Annotated in this window: 14 protein-coding genes; 11 read left to right on the forward strand and 3 right to left on the reverse strand. The window is 60.6% G+C overall.

Annotated elements, in window-relative coordinates; genetic code table 11:
- Positions 1 to 16 precede the first annotated feature (16 nt).
- The 9 genes from B3C1_RS09350 to B3C1_RS09390 all read left to right on the forward strand — a co-directional run bounded on the left by B3C1_RS09350 (position 17) and on the right by B3C1_RS09390 (position 15,296).
- A complete protein-coding gene (locus B3C1_RS09350) occupies positions 17 to 1,528 on the forward strand; it encodes a tryptophan halogenase family protein (protein ID WP_008484437.1) in 1,512 nt (503 codons plus the stop codon).
- Positions 1,529 to 1,669: 141 nt separating this feature from the next.
- The gene (locus tag B3C1_RS09355; RefSeq protein WP_008484438.1) at positions 1,670 to 3,496 is read left to right on the forward strand and encodes a glycoside hydrolase family 13 protein; all 1,827 of its coding nucleotides are present in this window, start codon (positions 1,670 to 1,672) and stop codon (positions 3,494 to 3,496) included.
- Positions 3,493 to 5,832, forward strand: a complete 2,340-nt coding sequence (locus B3C1_RS09360; RefSeq protein ID WP_156804516.1) for a glycoside hydrolase family 31 protein — start codon at positions 3,493 to 3,495, stop codon at positions 5,830 to 5,832. The genes B3C1_RS09355 and B3C1_RS09360 overlap by 4 nt, the downstream gene beginning before the upstream one ends.
- Positions 5,833 to 5,842: 10 nt before the next feature.
- A complete protein-coding gene (locus B3C1_RS09365; RefSeq protein WP_008484440.1) occupies positions 5,843 to 7,699 on the forward strand; it encodes an alpha-amylase family protein in 1,857 nt (618 codons plus the stop codon).
- Between the two features lie 321 nt (positions 7,700 to 8,020).
- Complete coding sequence (carA, locus tag B3C1_RS09370; RefSeq protein WP_008484442.1) at positions 8,021 to 9,151, forward strand: glutamine-hydrolyzing carbamoyl-phosphate synthase small subunit; 1,131 nt, start codon at positions 8,021 to 8,023, stop codon at positions 9,149 to 9,151.
- A gap of 3 nt (positions 9,152 to 9,154) precedes the next feature.
- Positions 9,155 to 12,370 carry a carbamoyl-phosphate synthase large subunit gene (carB, locus tag B3C1_RS09375; protein WP_008484443.1) on the forward strand — a complete coding sequence of 1,072 codons (3,216 nt, stop codon included), beginning with the start codon at positions 9,155 to 9,157 and terminating at the stop codon, positions 12,368 to 12,370.
- 242 nt (positions 12,371 to 12,612) lie between these two features.
- Positions 12,613 to 13,353 carry an acetoacetyl-CoA reductase gene (gene phbB / locus B3C1_RS09380; RefSeq protein ID WP_035481637.1) on the forward strand — a complete coding sequence of 247 codons (741 nt, stop codon included), beginning with the start codon at positions 12,613 to 12,615 and terminating at the stop codon, positions 13,351 to 13,353.
- Between the two features lie 13 nt (positions 13,354 to 13,366).
- Complete coding sequence (locus tag B3C1_RS09385; RefSeq protein WP_008484445.1) at positions 13,367 to 13,720, forward strand: phasin family protein; 354 nt, start codon at positions 13,367 to 13,369, stop codon at positions 13,718 to 13,720.
- A gap of 1 nt (position 13,721) precedes the next feature.
- The gene (locus B3C1_RS09390; protein WP_008484446.1) at positions 13,722 to 15,296 is read left to right on the forward strand and encodes a PHA/PHB synthase family protein; all 1,575 of its coding nucleotides are present in this window, start codon (positions 13,722 to 13,724) and stop codon (positions 15,294 to 15,296) included.
- Positions 15,297 to 15,324: 28 nt separating this feature from the next.
- Here B3C1_RS09390 and B3C1_RS09395 read toward each other — a convergent pair whose 3' ends face one another.
- On the reverse strand, positions 15,325 to 15,990 hold the full coding sequence (locus B3C1_RS09395) for a YiaD family glycine zipper/OmpA-like lipoprotein (RefSeq protein WP_008484447.1): 666 nt from the start codon (positions 15,988 to 15,990) through the stop codon (positions 15,325 to 15,327).
- Between the two features lie 83 nt (positions 15,991 to 16,073).
- Positions 16,074 to 16,316 (reverse strand): hypothetical protein, encoded by a 243-nt coding sequence (locus tag B3C1_RS09400; RefSeq protein ID WP_008484450.1) that lies wholly within the window; start codon positions 16,314 to 16,316, stop codon positions 16,074 to 16,076.
- A gap of 174 nt (positions 16,317 to 16,490) precedes the next feature.
- Here B3C1_RS09400 and greA point away from each other — a divergent pair, with 174 nt between their 5' ends.
- The gene (greA, locus tag B3C1_RS09405; RefSeq protein ID WP_008484452.1) at positions 16,491 to 16,967 is read left to right on the forward strand and encodes a transcription elongation factor GreA; all 477 of its coding nucleotides are present in this window, start codon (positions 16,491 to 16,493) and stop codon (positions 16,965 to 16,967) included.
- 47 nt (positions 16,968 to 17,014) lie between these two features.
- On the opposite strand, the gene yhbY is transcribed toward greA, so the two are convergent.
- Complete coding sequence (yhbY, locus tag B3C1_RS09410; RefSeq protein WP_008484454.1) at positions 17,015 to 17,308, reverse strand: ribosome assembly RNA-binding protein YhbY; 294 nt, start codon at positions 17,306 to 17,308, stop codon at positions 17,015 to 17,017.
- 75 nt (positions 17,309 to 17,383) lie between these two features.
- On the opposite strand from yhbY, the gene rlmE reads away from it, so the two are divergent.
- The gene (gene rlmE / locus B3C1_RS09415; protein WP_008484455.1) at positions 17,384 to 18,013 is read left to right on the forward strand and encodes a 23S rRNA (uridine(2552)-2'-O)-methyltransferase RlmE; all 630 of its coding nucleotides are present in this window, start codon (positions 17,384 to 17,386) and stop codon (positions 18,011 to 18,013) included.
- The last annotated feature ends 14 nt before the right edge of the window (positions 18,014 to 18,027 follow it).

Consider the following 18,027-nt stretch of genomic DNA (forward strand, 5'->3'; position numbering starts at 1 on the left):
TTTTTAAGGAATTGCCATGAACCAAGGGGTACGCAAGGTCCTTATCGTCGGCGGCGGCAGTGCCGGCTGGATGGCGGCGGCCATGCTGGCCAGGCTGCTGGACAAACAGGTGGCCATCAGCCTAGTGGAGTCCGACGCCATCGCCACCGTCGGGGTAGGGGAGGCCACCATACCTCCCATCCAGCTGTTCAATAAGGTGCTGGGCCTGGACGAAGCCGAATTCCTGGCCAAGACCCAGGGCACCATCAAGCTGGGTATCGAGTTTGAAAACTGGGGGAAGCAGGGCCAGCGTTACATGCACGCCTTTGGGGATCTGGGCCGGGATCTGGGGCTCACCCCCTTTGTGCACCTGTGGCTAAGGGCCAAAGCAGAGGGCCACGGCCAGGGGCTGTGGGACTATTCCCTGAACTACCAGGCCGCCAAGGCCGGGCGTTTTATCCCCCTGGAGCGCATTCCAGGCAGCCCCCTCAAGGGGCTGGTTCATGCCTACCATTTTGACGCCGGCCTCTATGCCAAGCTGCTGCGCCAGCACGCCGAAGGGGCCGGGGTAACACGCATCGAAGGGGAGATCACCGCCGTGCCCCTGGATGACAGCGGCGCCATTGCCGCCGTGCAGCTGGCCTCTGGCCGGCGCCTGGAGGCCGATCTCTACATCGACTGCTCCGGCTTTCGCGCCCTGCTGATAGAAGGGGCGCTCAAGACCGGCTTTGAGGACTGGCGCCATTGGCTGCCCTGCGACCGGGCCCTGGCAGTGCCCAGCAGCAACTCCGGCCAGCCCAGGCCCTATACCCGCGCCATAGCCCATGAGGCGGGCTGGCAATGGCAGATCCCCTTGCGCCACCGCACCGGCAATGGCCATGTCTATGCCAGCGAGTACCTTAGCGACGACGAGGCGGCGGCCAAGCTGCTGGCCAACCTCGAAGGGGAGCCCCTGGCAGAGCCGCGCCTTATTCGTTTTCAAACCGGCCGGCGCAAGGCGCAATGGCGAAAAAACTGCGTCAGCCTGGGCCTTGCCAGCGGCTTTCTCGAACCCCTGGAGTCCACCAGTTTGCATTTGGTGCAAAGTGGCATAACCCGCCTTATCAAGCTGTTTCCCCGGCTGCAGATAAACCCGGCCCTGGTGGACGAGTACAACCGCCAGTCGGCCCAGGAATTTGAGGCCATTCGCGACTTCATCATCCTGCACTACCACCTGAACCAGCGCCCCGAACCCTTCTGGCAGGCCCGGCGCCAGATGCCGGTGCCGGCCAGCCTGGCCCGGCGTATGGCGCTATTCGCCGCGACCGGGCGGGTGTTTTGGGAGCAGCACGAACTCTTTACCGAGCCTGCCTGGTACCAGGTGATGCTGGGCCAGAACCTGGCGCCGGCGGACTACGGCCCCATGGCCGACGGCCTGGAGCAGGGCCAGCTGCAAAAGCTGCTGGCCGACACTCGCACCACCATCAGCCAAACCTGCCAGAAGCTACCCAGCCACGGGGATTTTTTGGCCCGGGTGCAGGCCCTGGCCAAGGAACGGGGACTGGTCTGATGCCTGTAGACAAGGCATTGAATACGTTTGCAATGCCTTGTTGCCATCTGCCCTGGCCGTTAGCGTAAGCGTAAAGCTGTCCGCCTTGGCAGCCAGAACATCAAGAGCAGCCAACAGGCTGTCGCAGCAAGGAGTTTTCGGATGCGCGCCCTCGCCATCGCCTTCTGGTTAGCCCTGGCTCCTGCCAGCGCCGCCACCCTCGACAAGATAGAGCCGGCCAACTGGTGGGTGGGCATGGCCAACCCCAGCCTGCAGCTGATGGTTTATGGCAAGGACATTGCCAAGGCCAAGGTCAGCCTGGACCCATACCCCGGGGTGCGCCTGGTGCGCACCGACCCGGCCGCCAGCGCCAATTACCTCTTTATCACCCTGGAGTTGGACCCCAAGGCCAAGGCCGGGTCTCTTAGCTTGCGTTTTGCTGACAAGAGCGAGCAATGGGTCCAAGCCTACAGCTTACTGCCAAGGGCGCCGGGCTCTGCCGGGCGCCAGGGCTTTTCCCAAAAGGACGTGATTTACCTTATTACTCCGGACCGCTTTGCCAATGGCGACAGCGGCAATGACGATGTGGCGGGCTATGGCGACAAGGCAAACCGCAGCCAGCCCGGCGGCCGCCACGGCGGCGACATCAAGGGGGTGATGGACCACCTCGACTACCTGCAAAAACTGGGGGTGACCCAGCTGTGGCTGAACCCCGTGGTGGAAAACGCCATGGCCAGCTACAGCTACCACGGCTATTCGGCCACCGATTTTTACCGCATTGACCCGCGCTTTGGCAGCAACAGCCAATACCAGGCCCTGGCCCACCAGGCCAAGGCCAAGGGCATGGGCCTTATCATGGATGTGGTGCTGAACCACATCGGCAGCAACCACCCCTGGATGCAGGACCTGCCATTTCCCGACTGGGTCAACGGCGCCAGCTTCCATGCCACCAACCACCGCCGGGAAACCCTGCACGACCCGCACCTGGCCAAGGCCGACCAGGCCAAGTTCAACGACGGCTGGTTTGTACCGACCATGCCGGATCTGAACCAGCGCAACCCCTTCCTTGCCACCTACCTTATCCAAAACAGCATCTGGTGGACCGAGTACGCCGGCCTGAGCGGCCTGCGCATCGATACCTGGTCCTATTCGGACCGGGATTTCCTGGCCCGCTGGAGCGCGGCCCTGATGCATGAGTACCCCAATTTCAACATGGTGGGGGAAGAGTGGAGCACCAACCCGGCCATCGTTGGCTACTGGCAGCGGGGCGGCCAGCCCAAGGACGGCTACGTCAGCAACTTGCCGTCCTTGATGGACTTTCCCCTACAAGAGGCCCTGATCAAGGGGCTCACCGACCCTGAGAGCTGGAACAGCGGCATCGGCGTGCTCTACCAGGCCTTGGCCAATGACTTTCTCTACCCCAACCCCAGCGACCTGGTGGTCTTTGCCGACAACCACGATATGGCCAGGGTGATGACCCAGCTGCATGGCGATAAGGCCCTTTGGCGGATGGCCATGACCTATGTGCTGACCACCCGTGGCATTCCCCAGCTTTTTTACGGCACCGAACTGGCCATGGACCCGAAAAGCAGCGACCACGGGGTGCTGCGGGCCGATTTTCCCGGCGGCTGGCCGGGGGACAAGGGCAACGCCTTTACCGGCCAGGGGCTGGACGGCGACCAGCGCCAGGCCCTGGGCTTTATGCAAAAGCTTATTAACTGGCGCAAGTCGTCCCCGGCCGTCGGCCAGGGGAGCCTGGTGCACTATGTGCCAGAAGACGGCCTCTATTGCTATTTCCGGCTGAGCCCCGCCCAGCAGGTGATGGTGGTGATGAATAAAAACGACAGGGCCATGCCCCTGAGTCTGCACCGCTTTGCCGAACTGCAAGGTCACGGCAAGGCCACTGAAGTCCTGAGCGGCCAGGAGTTTTCCCTGGCGGGCACCCTTAACGTGCCTGCCAAGACCGCTTGGGTGTTGGAGCTGAAATGATGAAACTGCGCTACCTGTCCCTTTCCCTGTCCGTGCTGCTGGCCAGTTGCGCCAGCGGCCCGGCTTACCACCTGGACGGCAACCGCCTGGTGCTAGATAAAAACGGCGGCCAACTGGTGCTCACCCCCCTGGACGAGGACGCCATCCAGGCCGAATTCTTGAAAGCCGGCGCCGTGCAGCCGGCGTCCCGGGCCCTGGTCCCCCAGCAGGCGGTCAAGGCAGAGCTGACCGAGCGCGGCAACACCCTTGTCTACAGCCTGCCGGGGATGCGCGCCGAGATAGACAAAACCAGCCTGGCGGTCAGTTACTACAGGGGCGAGCAGCTGCTGCTGGCCGAAAGCAGCGGCTTTTTGGGCCAGGAGGGGGTCAACCTCGGCTTTACCCTGCAACAGGGGGAAAAGCTGATGGGGGGCGGCGAGCGGGTGCTGGGCATGGACAGGCGCGGCCACAAGCTGCCGTTGTACAACAAGGCCAGCTACGGCTACACCACCGAAGCGGCCCAGATGTACTACAGCCTGCCCCTGGTGATTTCCAGCCAGAAGTACCTGCTGCTGTTTGACAACACCGCCAGCGGCGAGATGGATCTGGGGGCCAGCCAGGGCGACCAGATGACCTTCAGCGCCGTCGGTGGGCGCCGGGCCTATGTGGTGGTGGCAAGTGATCACTTCGCCGGCCTGACCGAGGAATACACCCAATTGACCGGCCACCAGCCCCTGCCGCCGCGCTGGGCCCTGGGCAACTTTGCCTCTCGCTTTGGTTACCATTCCGAGGCCGAGGCCAGGGACGTGGTCAAACGCTTCAAGGACGCCGGCATTCCCCTGGACGCCATAGTGCTGGACCTGTACTGGTTCGGCAAAGACGTCAAAGGCCATATGGGTAACCTGGCCTGGGACAAGGCCGCCTTCCCCAATCCCGAGCAGATGATCAGCGATTTTAAAAAGGACGGGGTCAAGACGGTGCTTATTACCGAGCCCTTTATTCTGACCACCTCCAGCCGCTGGGATGAGGCGGTCAAGGCCGGCGCCATCGCCCTGGACGCCAGCGGCGAACCGGCCACCTATGACTTTTTCTTTGGTAACACCGGCCTGGTGGATGTGTTTTCCCCCAAGGGCCGCGACTGGTTCTGGGACAAGTACCAAGGGCTGCTGGACCAAGGGGTGGCCGGTTTCTGGGGCGATTTGGGCGAGCCCGAGGTGCACCCTTCAAACCTGGTCCATGGCGAGGGCAGCAGCGACGAGCTGCACAACGCCTACGGCCACCGCTGGGCGCAACTGGTCTATGACGGCATCGGCCAGCATCGCCCGGATATGCGGCCCTTTATCCTGATGCGAAGCGGTTATGCCGGCTCCCAGCGTTTTGGCATGATGCCCTGGACCGGTGATGTGTCCCGCAGCTGGGGCGGCCTTAAGCCGCAAGTGGAACTGGCCCTGCAGATGGGAGCCCAGGGCCTGGGTTACATCCACTCGGATCTGGGCGGCTTTGCCGGTGGCGATAAGTTCGACCCCGAGCTCTACCTGCGCTGGCTGCAATACGGCGTGTTCCAGCCGGTGTTCCGCCCCCATGCCCAGGAAGACATAGCCCCGGAGCCGGTCTACCACGACGCCGCCATCCAAAAGCAGGTAGGGGACTACATCAAGCTGCGCTACAGCCTGTTGCCTTACAACTACAGCCTGGCCTTCGAGAACAGCCTTACCGGCAAGCCGCTGATGCGCTCCATGCTGATGCAAAGCGATGATGTGAAGGATTTTGACAACCACCACAGCTACTTCTGGGGCGACGCCTTCCTGGTGACCCCGGTCACCGAGCCGGGGGCCAAAACCGTTACCACCCAATTGCCCGAGGGCACCTGGTTTGATTTTTGGACAGGCGAGCGCATCGAGGGGGGCCGCAGCTACAGCCGCGCCACCAGCGTCGACACCCTGCCGGTGCTGGTCAAAGCCGGCAGCTTTGTGCCCAGGGTGGCCCCGTCCCAAAGCACCGACAGCTACTCCAGCAAGGAACTGACCCTCCATTACTGGGCCGACCCGTCGGTGACCCAGGCCCAGGGCCAGATGTACGAAGATGACGGCCATACCCCGGACGCCTACGCCAAGGGCCAATACCAAAAGCTGCTGTTCAGCGCCCAGCAACAAGCTGGCCTTAGCATCCAGTTGGCCAGCCAAGGCCGCTACCCCGGCATGCCCCAAAGCCGCCGCCTGACCCTGGTGATTCACCACCCGGGGGCGGTCAAGGCGGCCTTGCTGGACGGCAAGCCTCAGCATTTTGCGCGGGACGCCGACACCCTGACCCTGACCTTTGACTGGGACGGCGCGCCGCGCACCCTCGACCTGCAGTAAGGATGACATCATGAACAAGCTCTCTTCCCTGGCCCTATGCGTGATGCTCGCCGCCTGCTCCGATGCCCCGGCCGGCCATGGCGCGGCCAATGACAGCCAGGCCGCAGTAGCGGCCCAGGCGGCCCCCCAGGGGTCCGGCAAGCCGGTTATCTACCAGATGTTTACCCGCCTCTTTGGCAACAAGGTGGACAGCCAGGTGCCTTGGGGCACCATAGAGCAAAACGGCGTCGGCAAATTTGCCGACATCAACGACGCCGCCCTGGCCTCCATCAAGGGCCTGGGGGTCAACTACCTGTGGTTTACCGGTATTCCTGAACATGCCCAAGCCACCGACTACAGCGCCTATGGTATCGCCGCCAACGACCCGGACGTGGTCAAGGGCCGGGCCGGTTCCCCCTATGCGGTGAAGGATTACTACGACGTGGACCCGGACTTGGCCACCGATCCGGCCAAGCGCATGGCAGAGTTCGAAGCCCTGGTTGCCCGCACTCACAGCCATGGCATGAAGGTCATCATCGATATAGTGCCCAACCATGTGGCCCGCCGTTACCACTCCAGCGTCTATCCGGAGCGGGATTTTGGCCTCAAGGACGACACCAGCGCTGTCTACCAGCGCGACAATAACTTCTATTACGTGCCGGGCCAGGCCTTTGCGGTGCCAGAAGGTGACAAGCCCCTGGGTGGCCTGTCTCACCCCCTGGCCGATGGCCAGTTTGCCGAGAACCCCGCCAAGTGGACCGGCAACGGCGCCCGCAGCCCCCAGCCGTCCCAGGACGACTGGTATGAAACGGTCAAGCTGAACTACGGGGTGCGCCCGGACGGCAGTCACGACTTCCCAGATCTGCCAGCCGGTTTTGACGATAAGGACTACCGGGCCCACGCCGCCTTCTGGGCAGACAAATCGGTGCCGGACAGCTGGCAGAAGATGAAGGACATCGCCCTTTATTGGCTGGACAAGGGGGTGGACGGCTTTCGTTATGACGTGGCGGAGATGGTGCCGGTGGCCTTTTGGAGCTACCTCAACAGCGCCATCAAGATGCACAAGGCCGACACCCTGCTGATGGCCGAAGTCTATAACCCGGCCCTGTACCGGGACTATATCCGCCTGGGCAAGATGGACTACCTCTACGACAAAGTAGAAACCTACGACAGCCTCAAGGCCATTATCCAAGGCAAGCAAACGGCGACGGTGCTGGCCGATATCATGGCCCGTAACCAGGACATTGCCGCCCACCAGCTGCACTTTTTGGAAAACCACGACGAGCAGCGCATTGCCAGCCCTGAATTTGCCGGCGATCCGCTCAAGGCCCTGCCGGCCATGGCGGTGTCGGCGCTGATGGACGATGGCGCCACCATGATCTATTTCGGCCAGGTGCTGGGGGAGGCGGGAGCCAGCGACGCCGGTTTTGGCAAAGCCAGCCGCACCACCATCTTCGACTACTGGGCCGTGCCCAGCGTCCAGCGCTGGATGAACGGCGGCGCCTTTGACGGCGGCCAGCTGTCTGCCGACGAGAAGACCCTGCGTGGCGCCTACCAGAAACTGCTGACCCTGAGCCGCAGCCAGGCCGCCTTCGGCGGTGCCGGCCAGGCTTTGGTACAGGGAGATGAGAAGGTCTTCACCTTTGCCCGCTGGCAGGGTAGCCAGCCTGTGCTGGTGGCGGCCAACTTTGCCGCCGGCCCCAAAGAAGGCCAGGTTGCGGTGCCCAAGGCGCTGATTGAAAAGTGGAAATTGACAGACGGCCAGTATCCCCTTGGGGATCTGCTGGGCAGCAACAAGGGCACCCTGGTAGTAAGCCAGGGGGCAGGGCAGTGGCACTATCAGCTGGCGCCCTTCGGCGCTGCCGCCTATGAGCTGAAAGTGCAATAACACCCGCCGTTGCCAGACTAAGCTATTGAAACCGGCTTTTATGCCGGTTTTTTATTGCCATTAAATGAATTTTTATGTGAAAATCCGCGCGCTTTATGCGGTCAGTCCCGGGCGGTTATGACAGAGCGAAAAGTGCAAAAATGATGCTTTGGTGCAAAACTCACCACAAAAACGTTTGCTAAAAAGTTTGTGGACAGAGAGGTCAGACATCTATATCATACCGCCAATTTGCCAAAAGCTCGGTAAAACGCATCGTTTTGATGCTCAGCTCCGATGGTAAGTTACTGATTTTCCTCAGTTACTAACTCTATGGAGGTTGTCTTGAGTCAGCCAGCGCTCTTGGTCCTTGAAGACGGGACCGTCTTCCGGGGCACGGCCATTGGGGCCACTGGAAAAGCGGTCGGCGAAGTAGTTTTTAATACTTCAATGACGGGTTACCAGGAAATTCTTACTGATCCTTCTTATTCCCAACAAATTGTCACTCTGACCTACCCCCATATCGGTAATACCGGCACTAATGCCGAAGACGAAGAATCCTCCACCATTTGGGCTACTGGCCTGGTGATCCGCGATCTTCCCCTGGTCGCTTCCAACTTCCGTAATCAAGCTTCCCTCTCCGATTACCTCAAGGCCCGCAACATCGTTGCCATCGCCGATATCGACACCCGTAAGCTGACCCGTATCCTGCGCGAAAAAGGCGCACAGAATGGCTGCATTATCGCGGGTTTGGTCGACGAAGCCGAGGCACTGGCCGCCGCCAAAGCCTTCCCTGGCCTTAAGGGCATGGATCTCGCCAAGGTGGTCTGTACCAAGGAAAGCTATGGCTGGACCGAGGGCAGCTGGACCCTGGGCGAGGGCTTCAAACAGTTTGGTGACGACCACTTCAAATACCATGTGGTGGCCTACGACTTCGGCGTCAAGCAGAACATCCTGCGCATGCTGGCTGACAGGGGCTGCAAGCTGACCGTCGTTCCGGCCCAGACTTCTGCCGCAGAGGTGCTGGCCCTGAACCCCGATGGCATCTTCCTCTCCAACGGCCCCGGCGACCCGGAGCCTTGCACCTACGCCATCGACGCCATCAAGGCCTTCCTGGAAACCGACACTCCTGTGTTCGGTATCTGCCTTGGCCACCAGCTGCTGGCCCTGGCCAGTGGCGCCAAGACCGTCAAGATGGGCCACGGCCATCACGGCGGTAACCACCCGGTCAAAGACCTGGACCGTGATGTGGTGATGATCACCGCCCAGAACCACGGCTTTGCGGTAGACGAGGCCAGCCTGCCGGCCAACCTGCGCGCCACCCACAAGTCCTTGTTCGACGGCACCCTGCAGGGCATTCACCGTACCGATAAGGCGGCGTTTTCCTTCCAGGGTCACCCTGAAGCGAGCCCGGGTCCGCACGATGCGGCACCGCTTTTCGACCACTTTATCGAGCTGATGGCGGCCAGGGGGTAAGACATGCCAAAACGTACAGACATCCAAAGCATCCTGATCCTCGGCGCCGGCCCCATCGTTATCGGCCAGGCCTGTGAGTTCGACTACTCCGGTACCCAGGCTTGTAAGGCCCTGAAAGAAGAGGGTTACCGGGTCATTCTGGTGAACTCCAACCCCGCCACCATCATGACCGACCCGGGCATGGCCGATGCCACCTACATCGAGCCTGTGCACTGGGAAGTGGTGGCCAAGATCATCGAAAAAGAGCGCCCCGACGCCGTTCTGCCCACCATGGGTGGCCAGACCGCGCTCAACTGCGCCCTGGATCTGGACAAGCACGGCGTGCTGGAAAAATTCGGTGTGCAGATGATTGGCGCCACCGCCGACGCCATCGACAAGGCCGAAGACCGCGAGCGCTTCGTGGAGGCCATGGCCAACATCAACCTGGATGTGCCCCGCGCCCGTATCGCCCACAGCTGGGAAGACTGCGAAGACATCATCGATGACATCGGCCTGCCCTGCATTATCCGCCCCAGCTTTACCATGGGCGGCACCGGCGGCGGTATCGCTTACAACAAGGAAGAGTACGAAGAGATCTGCCGCCGCGGCCTCGATTTGAGCCCCACCAACGAGCTCTTGATCGACGAGAGCCTGATCGGCTGGAAAGAGTACGAGATGGAAGTGGTCCGTGACCGCAACGACAACGCCATCATCGTCTGCTCCATCGAAAACTTCGACCCCATGGGGATCCACACCGGCGACTCCATCACCGTGGCCCCGGCCCAGACCCTGACCGACAAGGAATACCAGATCATGCGTAACGCCTCCTTGGCGGTACTGCGTGAAATCGGTGTGGAAACTGGCGGTTCCAACGTGCAGTTCGGGGTGAACCCCAAAGACGGCCGCATGGTGGTTATCGAGATGAACCCCCGGGTGTCCCGCTCCTCCGCCCTGGCCTCCAAGGCGACCGGCTTCCCCATCGCCAAGGTGGCGGCCAAGCTGGCGGTAGGTTACACCCTGGACGAACTGATGAACGACATCACCGGTGGCAAGACTCCGGCGTCCTTCGAGCCGTCTATCGACTATGTGGTTACCAAGATACCGCGCTTTAACTTCGAGAAGTTTGCCGGTGCCAACGACCGCCTGACCACCCAGATGAAGTCTGTGGGTGAGGTGATGGCCATTGGCCGTAACCAGCAGGAATCCCTGCAAAAGGCCCTGCGCGGCCTGGAAGTGGGCGTGAGTGGTTTCGACCCCATCCTGGATCTCGACGACCCTGAGGCCCTGGCCATTTTGCGCCGCGAGCTCAAGGAAGCGGGCAGCGACCGTATCTGGTACATCGCCGACGCCTTCCGGGCCGGCATGAGTGTCGACGGCGTCTTCAAGCTTACCAATATCGACCCCTGGTTCCTGGTGCAGATTGAAGATCTGGTCAAGGAAGAGCAGAAGGTGGCCGAGAAAGGCCTGGCCGGCCTTGACGCCGGTTACCTGCGCCAGCTCAAACGCAAAGGCTTCGGCGATGCCCGCCTGGCGGCCATCCTCGGCGTAGCCGAGAGTGAAGTGCGCAAAATCCGCCACAACAACGGCATCTTCCCCGTCTACAAACGGGTGGATACCTGCGCGGCCGAATTCGCCACCTCCACCGCCTACATGTACTCCAGTTACGACGAAGAGTGCGAAGCCAACCCCAGCGACCGCGACAAGATCATGGTACTGGGTGGCGGCCCCAACCGTATCGGCCAGGGCATCGAGTTCGACTACTGCTGCGTTCACGCCGCCCTTGCCATGCGCGAAGACGGTTACGAGACCATCATGGTCAACTGTAACCCCGAGACGGTGTCCACCGACTACGACACCTCTGACCGCCTCTACTTCGAGCCGGTGACCTTCGAGGACGTGCTGGAAATCGTGCGCCTGGAAAAACCCAAGGGCGTTATCGTCCAGTACGGCGGCCAAACCCCGCTGAAACTGGCCCGCGCCCTGGAAGCGGCCGGCGTGCCCATCATCGGCACCAGCCCGGACGCCATCGACCGTTCCGAGGACCGCGAGCGCTTCCAGCAAGCGGTTGAGCGCCTGGGCCTCAAGCAGCCCGAGAACGCCACCGTCACCAACCTGGAGCAAGCCATAGTGCTGGCCCGGGACATCGGCTACCCGCTGGTGGTGCGCCCCTCCTACGTGTTGGGCGGCCGCGCCATGGAAATCGTCTACGACGAAGTGGACCTGCGCCGTTACATGAACGACGCGGTCAAGGTGTCCAACGACAGCCCTGTGCTGCTGGACCGCTTCCTGGACGACGCCGTGGAAGTGGACATCGACGCCATCTGCGACGGCAAGGACGTGCTGATTGGCGGCATCATGGAGCACATCGAGCAGGCCGGCGTACACTCCGGCGACTCCGGCTGTTCCCTGCCCCCCTACACCCTGTCCAAGGACGTCCAGGACCGGATGCGCGAACAGGTGCGTAAGCTGGCCTTCGAACTGAACGTCATCGGCCTGATGAACATCCAGTTCGCGGTCAAGGACAACGAGATTTACCTCATCGAGGTCAACCCCCGTGCGTCCCGTACCGTGCCCTTCGTGTCCAAGGCCACCGGCCTGTCCCTGGCCAAGATTGCCGCCCGGGTCATGGCCGGCCAGTCCCTGGCCGAGCAGGGTGTGACCAGCGAAGTCATCCCCCCCTACTACTGCGTGAAAGAAGCGGTGCTGCCTTTCGCCAAGTTCCCGGGTGTGGACCCCATACTGGGCCCAGAAATGCGCTCCACCGGTGAGGTGATGGGGGTCGGCAAGACCTTCGCCGAGGCTTACGCCAAGTCCCAGCTGGGCGCCAACAGCGTGACCCCCAAAGGGGGCAGGGCGCTGCTGTCGGTGCGGGATACCGACAAGGCCCGCGCCGTGGATCTTGCCCACCGCCTGTTGGAACTGGGCTTTGAGCTGGACGCCACCCACGGCACCGCCGTGGTGCTGGGTGAAGCCGGTATCAACCCGCGCCTGGTCAACAAGGTGCACGAAGGCCGCCCGCATATCCTCGACCGCATCAAAAACGGTGAGTACAGCTACATCATCAACACCACCGAAGGCCGCCAGGCCATCGAGGATTCCAAGGTGATGCGCCGTGGCGCCCTGATGAACAAGGTGAGCTACACCACCACCCTGAATGCCGGTTTCGCCACCTGCATGGGCCAGACCGTGTCTGACCGTGAGTCGGTGATTTCGGTGCAGGAGATGCACCAACAGTGCTAAGTCTGCAGTGATTGAAAAGCCCGCCTTCCGGCGGGCTTTTTTTATGGTCGTTTTGGAGCACGCCAGTGATGGCAAAGCACTTTTTGTTAGTGGTCACTTACATTTTGCTGGGGAAAGGCCTGTGAGTTTGATCCTGATCAAGCATTAACCAAACTTGCAAAAAAACTTCATAAAAATTTAGAGCTAGGGCTCTAGACCTGTTCTACGGTTAAAAAAGCGTCAATCCAATAAAGAGCTTTTTAATGGGAAAAGGGAATGTTGCATTGGTAACAGGGGCCAACGGTGGTATCGGAACGGCCATCTGTCGTGCCCTGGCGAAGGAAGGCTATCAAGTGGCGGCACTTTGCCGCTGTCCCAGTCGTGCCGAGCCCTGGTTGGAACAGGAAAAGGCACAGGGGTACAACCCCCACCTGGTGATTGCCGACATCAAGGACCAGGACGGCATTTTCAGTGCCGTATCCGTTGTGGAAGCCGAATTGGGGGCCATCAATCTGGTGGTCAACAATGCCGGTATCACCCGCGACAAAACCCTCAAGCGCATGCAGGAAGATGATTGGCTGGAAGTTATCCAGACCAACCTGACCGGCGCCTATCACCTGTGCCGCGCCGTGGTGCCTTTGATGTTGGAACGCCAGTATGGCCGCATTGTCAACATCAGTTCCATCAACGGCGAGAAAGGCCAGATGGGCCAGACCAACTATGCGGCTGCCAAAGCCGGCTTGCATGGTTTGACCATGTCTCTGGCCCAGGAAGTGGCCAGCAAGGGCATTACCGTCAACACCATTTCCCCCGGCTATATCGCCACCGACATGGTGATGGCGGTGCCGGAGGAGATCCGCCAGTCGATCATCAACCAGATCCCGGTGGGCCGCTTGGGTGAGCCCAGCGAGATAGCCCGCATCGTCACCTTCCTGGCTTCCCCCGACGCCGGATTCATTACAGGTTCCAACCTTTCCGCCAATGGCGGACAACACATGCACTGACAAGGAGATTGCTATGTTTCAAGACTGGATCCGCCAAGCCAATTCCCAGCAACAGGACCTGCTCAAGCCCCTGGCGCAAATCAATTCCGTGCTGCTGGACAACATGGCCAAGCTCAGCCAGTACCAGCTGGAAACCGTGGGTACCTATACCCAAAGCCAGATTGAGTACGCCAAGAAGCTCAATGACGCCAATGCCAAAGGGGACAGTGCCCTCGCTGGCCAGGTGCAGATGAGCCAAATGGCTGACTTGAACAAGCGCTTCATGCAGGACTGCAAGACCCTGCTGGAGCTGTCTGAAGCCTTCCGCAAGGATTTCAACCAGGTCTTTGCCGACATCGCCAAGGAAAAGGAAGAGGTCAAGGCCTGATATGCCCCATGACAATCCCTGGGAGGCCTGCTGGCCTCCCATGTTGGCCATGGGAGACCAACTGGCGTCGGCCGCTGCCAGTCAACCCCAGGCCTTTTGGGCCGCCGGGGCCAACTGGTGGCAGTCGCAGACCGACCTGTGGCAAAAAAGTGTCGAGCGGATCATCGAAGGGGGGAAAACCGATGAGTGCTGGCAGTATTTCCAGCAGAGCCACAAGCTGCTGAATGACTACTGGCAGGAAAGCATCGGCAATCTCGAATCCCTGTCGGAAAAGGAGCGCAAACAGCTGGCGTTCTGGACCCGCCAGTCCATGCAGCTCAACGATCCTGCTCATTATCTGTTGACCAATCCCAAGGTGTTGGCCAAAACCCTGGCTGAAGGAGGGGACAACCTGGTAAGGGGTCTTGAGTCCCTTATCGAGGACATGGACAACAGCCCCTTTGGCCTCAATATCCCTCTGGGTAACACCAAGCTTTACGAACTGGGCCGAGACCTGGCCACCAGTGCCGGCGCCGTGGTGCGCGAAGGGCCTTTGGGCCAGCTTATCCAGTATGCCCCGACCACCACTGAGGTTCACAAGACCCCGGTGCTGATCGTGCCCCCCTGCATCAACAAGTACTACGTGCTGGACCTCAAGCCTGAAAACTCCTTTATCCGCCACCTGGTGGACCAGGGCCATACCGTCTTCCTGCTGTCCTGGGTCAACCCCACGGCGCAGGATAGGGACCAGGGTATGGCCGAGTACATGCAGGCGGTGGTGCAGGCCAGCAACTGGGTGAAGGACATTACCGAAGAGCCGCAGGTCCATGGGGTAGGTTACTGTGTTGGCGGCACCCTGCTGGCCCTGGCATCGGCCTGGCTGGCCGCCCGAGGTGCCAAACGCATTGCCAGCCTGACCTTGATGACCACCCTGCTGGATTTCAGTGAACCGGGGGAACCCGGCCTGCTGCTGGTGCCGTCCTTGCTGGAAAGCCTGATGAACATCACCGACCAGCAGGGCTATATGGATGGACGTTTGATGGCCACCGGCTTTTCCCTGCTGCGCGAGCAGGATCTGTACTGGCCGGCCTTTATCAACCGCTACCTGATGGGGCAGAAGCCGCCGAGCTTTGACATCCTGGTGTGGAACTCCGACGTAACCCATCTGCCGGCCCGTTTCTATCGGGAGTACCTGCAAAACACCTACCTGGACAATAAGTTGGCTAATCCGGGCAGTTGGAAGCTGGACGGTTACAAGATGGATCTGCGCCGGGTCAAGGTACCCACTTATGTGCTGGCCGCCGAGAAGGACCACATAGTGCCGCCCCAGAGTGCTTTTGCCTCAGCCCAGCTGTTGGGGGGCAACAAGAAGCGCCTGGTGACAGCCGGTGCTGGCCACGTGGCTGGTGTGGTCAACCCGCCCATCAAGCAAAAGTACGGCTTCAAGGTGGAAGGGGAAGAGGGGAGCCAGCAAGGGTCCTGGTGGCCCGACTGGTACCGCTGGCTTGACGCCCAGGACCCGGCCTTGGTGCCGGCCAGGGAGCCGGAACCCGGTTTGGAACCCGCCCCCGGCCGTTATGTGAAGGTCCGGATATGAAAAACGCCCTTTCGGGCGTTTTTTCTTATTACCCCTCGACGATGGGGATCAGTTCAATCTCTACCCGGCGGTTTTTGGCACGGCCTTCGACGGTGGCATTGCTGGCCACCGGCTTGGTCTGGCCGTAACCGACTGTGGTGAGGCGCTCTGGCATCACGCCACGACGTACCAGGAAGCTCTTAACGGAGCTGGCGCGGTTCTCAGACAGGGTCTGGTTGTAGGAAGCGGCGCCGGTGCTGTCGGTGTGGCCGGAGATCTCCACCAGGGTCTTGGGGTAGCGGTTCAAGGTGGTGGCCAGATCGCTCAGCACCGACTGGAACTCGGGCTTCACGTCGGCGCGGTTGACGTCAAAGGTGACGCCGTTAGGCAGGGTCAGCAGCAGGTTGTCACCGTTACGCTGCACGTCGATGCCGGTGCCGGCGGTCTGCTGGCGCAGTTCTTCTTCCTGCTTGTCCATGTAGTTGCCGACGGCGGCGCCAGCAATGGCACCCACGGCAGCGCCGACGATGGCGCGGTCACGGTGGTGGCTGCCGGTAGCCTTGCCCAACACGGCGCCGGCAATGGCGCCAATGGTGGCACCTGTGGCGGTCTTGTTGGTGCGTTGCTCGCCGGTTTGAGAGTCTACTGTCGTACAACCGGTCAGGGCCAGGGTGCCGGCCAGGGCGATAATACCGAGATGCTTGTTCTGGAACATGCGGAAGTCTCCGAGTTTTTTCAGAATCTTACCAAAGGGGTTTCCTGACAGAACAGGCGACAGAGCGGCGGTTCAGGCTTAATTCAGTGACTGCGAATGCTAAGGGCCGGGTGCAGATCGATGCGGCCGTCCAAGTCCACCGTGATGTAGTGCCCACCATGCTCCAAGATCGCCAGGGGCATATACTGTACGTCCCTGACAAAGAGCAGCCTGGCCCCCACTTTCATCAGGGCGTAGACGGCATCGAGCTGTAGTTCGTCCAGTACCTCGAAGTTTTGCCGAAGATCCCGCACCTGGTAGCGGCGCTCGGATGAGGTCGGTGTCATGGTGTGGGCTCCATTAGCGTGACCTAAAGAGTGTAGACGGCAGTTTCGGCCAGTCTGGTACTCAGGGACGAATTTTCGTTAGAATGCGGGAAAAGTATGACGCATCCGGCATAACCTGCGGGTTTTGCCGGCTTGCTATTGTCTGATTTCGGCAATTTTTGAGACGGAGACACCATGAACCTGTTCCCGATGACCCAAGCAGGTGCTGACAAGCTGCGAGAAGAACTCAAGTACCTTAAAACAGTGCGTCGGCCCCAGATCATCGATGCCATCGCCACTGCCAGGGAACTGGGCGATCTCAAGGAGAATGCCGAGTACCACGCGGCCAGGGAGCAACAGAGCTTCTGTGAAGGCCGTATTCAGGAAATTGAAGGCAAGCTGGGCAATGCCCAGATCATCGACGTCACCAAGATGACCAACAACGGCAAGGTGATCTTCGGGGCCACAGTGACCCTACTGAACCTGGATACCGAAGATGAGGTGACCTACCGCATCGTCGGTGACGACGAGGCCGACATCAAACAGAACCTGATTTCGGTCAGTTCCCCCATTGCCCGTGCCCTGGTGGGCAAGCAATTGGATGACGTGGTAGCGGTGCAGACTCCGTCCGGCGTCAAGGAATACGAAATAACCGACGTTCAGTACCGCTGAAAACAAACAAGGCCGCATCGGCGGCCTTGTTTATCCTCTTTCCCACCTTATCGCGGCAGGCGGATCACCGGCTCTTTGGCCGGGCGGTATAGCACCAGCATATGGCCTATCTTCTGAACCTTGGTGGCATTGGTTTGCTGCGCTATGGTCTCGAAGATGGCGTCTTTAAGTTCACGGTCCTTGGTCGGGGCTTTCACCTTGATCAGTTCGTGATGCTCCAGGGCCAGTTCGATTTCGGCCAGGACGCCCTCGGTCAGGCCGTTGGCGCCCAGCAGGACGACCGGCTTGAGCGGGTGGGCCAGAGCTTTGAGGTGTTGCCGTTGTTTCGGCGTGAGTTCCATGTAGAAGACCCTTGTGGGTTGAAAACCGCAATTTTATCGCCATTTATAGTTGAAGATAAACGTCAAGAGACATTCATGCCTAAGAAGAAGCGTTCCGCCAGTTCCTCGCGGTGGCTAAAAGAGCACTTTGACGACCCTTATGTACTGGAGGCCCAGAAGCGCGGCCTGCGTTCCCGGGCCGTGTTCAAGCTCGAAGAAATCCAGCAGAAGGACAAACTCATCCGCGCCGGCATGACGGTGGTGGACCTGGGAGCGGCGCCGGGTGGCTGGTCGCAACTGGCCAGTGAATTGGTGGGGGAGCAAGGCGAGGTGATCGCCTGTGACATTCTGCCCATGGACCCACTGCCCGGGGTGGCCTTCTTGCAAGGAGATTTTCGTGAAGAGGCGGTACTTAATGCGCTTTTAGAGCGGATCGGTGGTCGCCAGGTAGACGTGGTGCTGTCAGACATGGCCCCCAACATGAGCGGTACCAAGGGTGTTGACCAACCCCGCGCCATGTATCTGGTGGAGTTGGCCCTGGACATGTGCCATCAGGTGCTGGCACCAGGCGGCAGTTTTGCGGTCAAAGTCTTTATGGGCGAAGGCTTCGAAGACTACATCAAAGCGGTGAGGGCGGCTTTCACCACCGTCAAGAGCCGCAAACCTGACTCATCCCGATCAAGGTCATCGGAAGTATACATTGTGGCGACGGGGTATAAGTTATAGTACCCTGCCCCAAA

The organism is Gallaecimonas xiamenensis 3-C-1, from assembly GCF_000299915.1.
Lineage (GTDB): Bacteria > Pseudomonadota > Gammaproteobacteria > Enterobacterales > Gallaecimonadaceae > Gallaecimonas > Gallaecimonas xiamenensis.

Coding starts and splice junctions, on each gene's coding strand:
- B3C1_RS09390 (WP_008484446.1), top strand. CDS start 13,722: ATGCCCCATGACAATCCCTGGGAGGCCTGCTGGCCTCCCATGTTGGCC.
- B3C1_RS09400 (WP_008484450.1), bottom strand. CDS start 16,316: ATGACACCGACCTCATCCGAGCGCCGCTACCAGGTGCGGGATCTTCGG.
- yhbY (WP_008484454.1), bottom strand. CDS start 17,308: ATGGAACTCACGCCGAAACAACGGCAACACCTCAAAGCTCTGGCCCAC.
- B3C1_RS09350 (WP_008484437.1), top strand. CDS start 17: ATGAACCAAGGGGTACGCAAGGTCCTTATCGTCGGCGGCGGCAGTGCC.
- B3C1_RS09355 (WP_008484438.1), top strand. CDS start 1,670: ATGCGCGCCCTCGCCATCGCCTTCTGGTTAGCCCTGGCTCCTGCCAGC.
- B3C1_RS09365 (WP_008484440.1), top strand. CDS start 5,843: ATGAACAAGCTCTCTTCCCTGGCCCTATGCGTGATGCTCGCCGCCTGC.
- B3C1_RS09385 (WP_008484445.1), top strand. CDS start 13,367: ATGTTTCAAGACTGGATCCGCCAAGCCAATTCCCAGCAACAGGACCTG.
- rlmE (WP_008484455.1), top strand. CDS start 17,384: ATGCCTAAGAAGAAGCGTTCCGCCAGTTCCTCGCGGTGGCTAAAAGAG.
- B3C1_RS09360 (WP_156804516.1), top strand. CDS start 3,493: ATGATGAAACTGCGCTACCTGTCCCTTTCCCTGTCCGTGCTGCTGGCC.
- B3C1_RS09395 (WP_008484447.1), bottom strand. CDS start 15,990: ATGTTCCAGAACAAGCATCTCGGTATTATCGCCCTGGCCGGCACCCTG.
- carB (WP_008484443.1), top strand. CDS start 9,155: ATGCCAAAACGTACAGACATCCAAAGCATCCTGATCCTCGGCGCCGGC.
- phbB (WP_035481637.1), top strand. CDS start 12,613: ATGGGAAAAGGGAATGTTGCATTGGTAACAGGGGCCAACGGTGGTATC.
- greA (WP_008484452.1), top strand. CDS start 16,491: ATGAACCTGTTCCCGATGACCCAAGCAGGTGCTGACAAGCTGCGAGAA.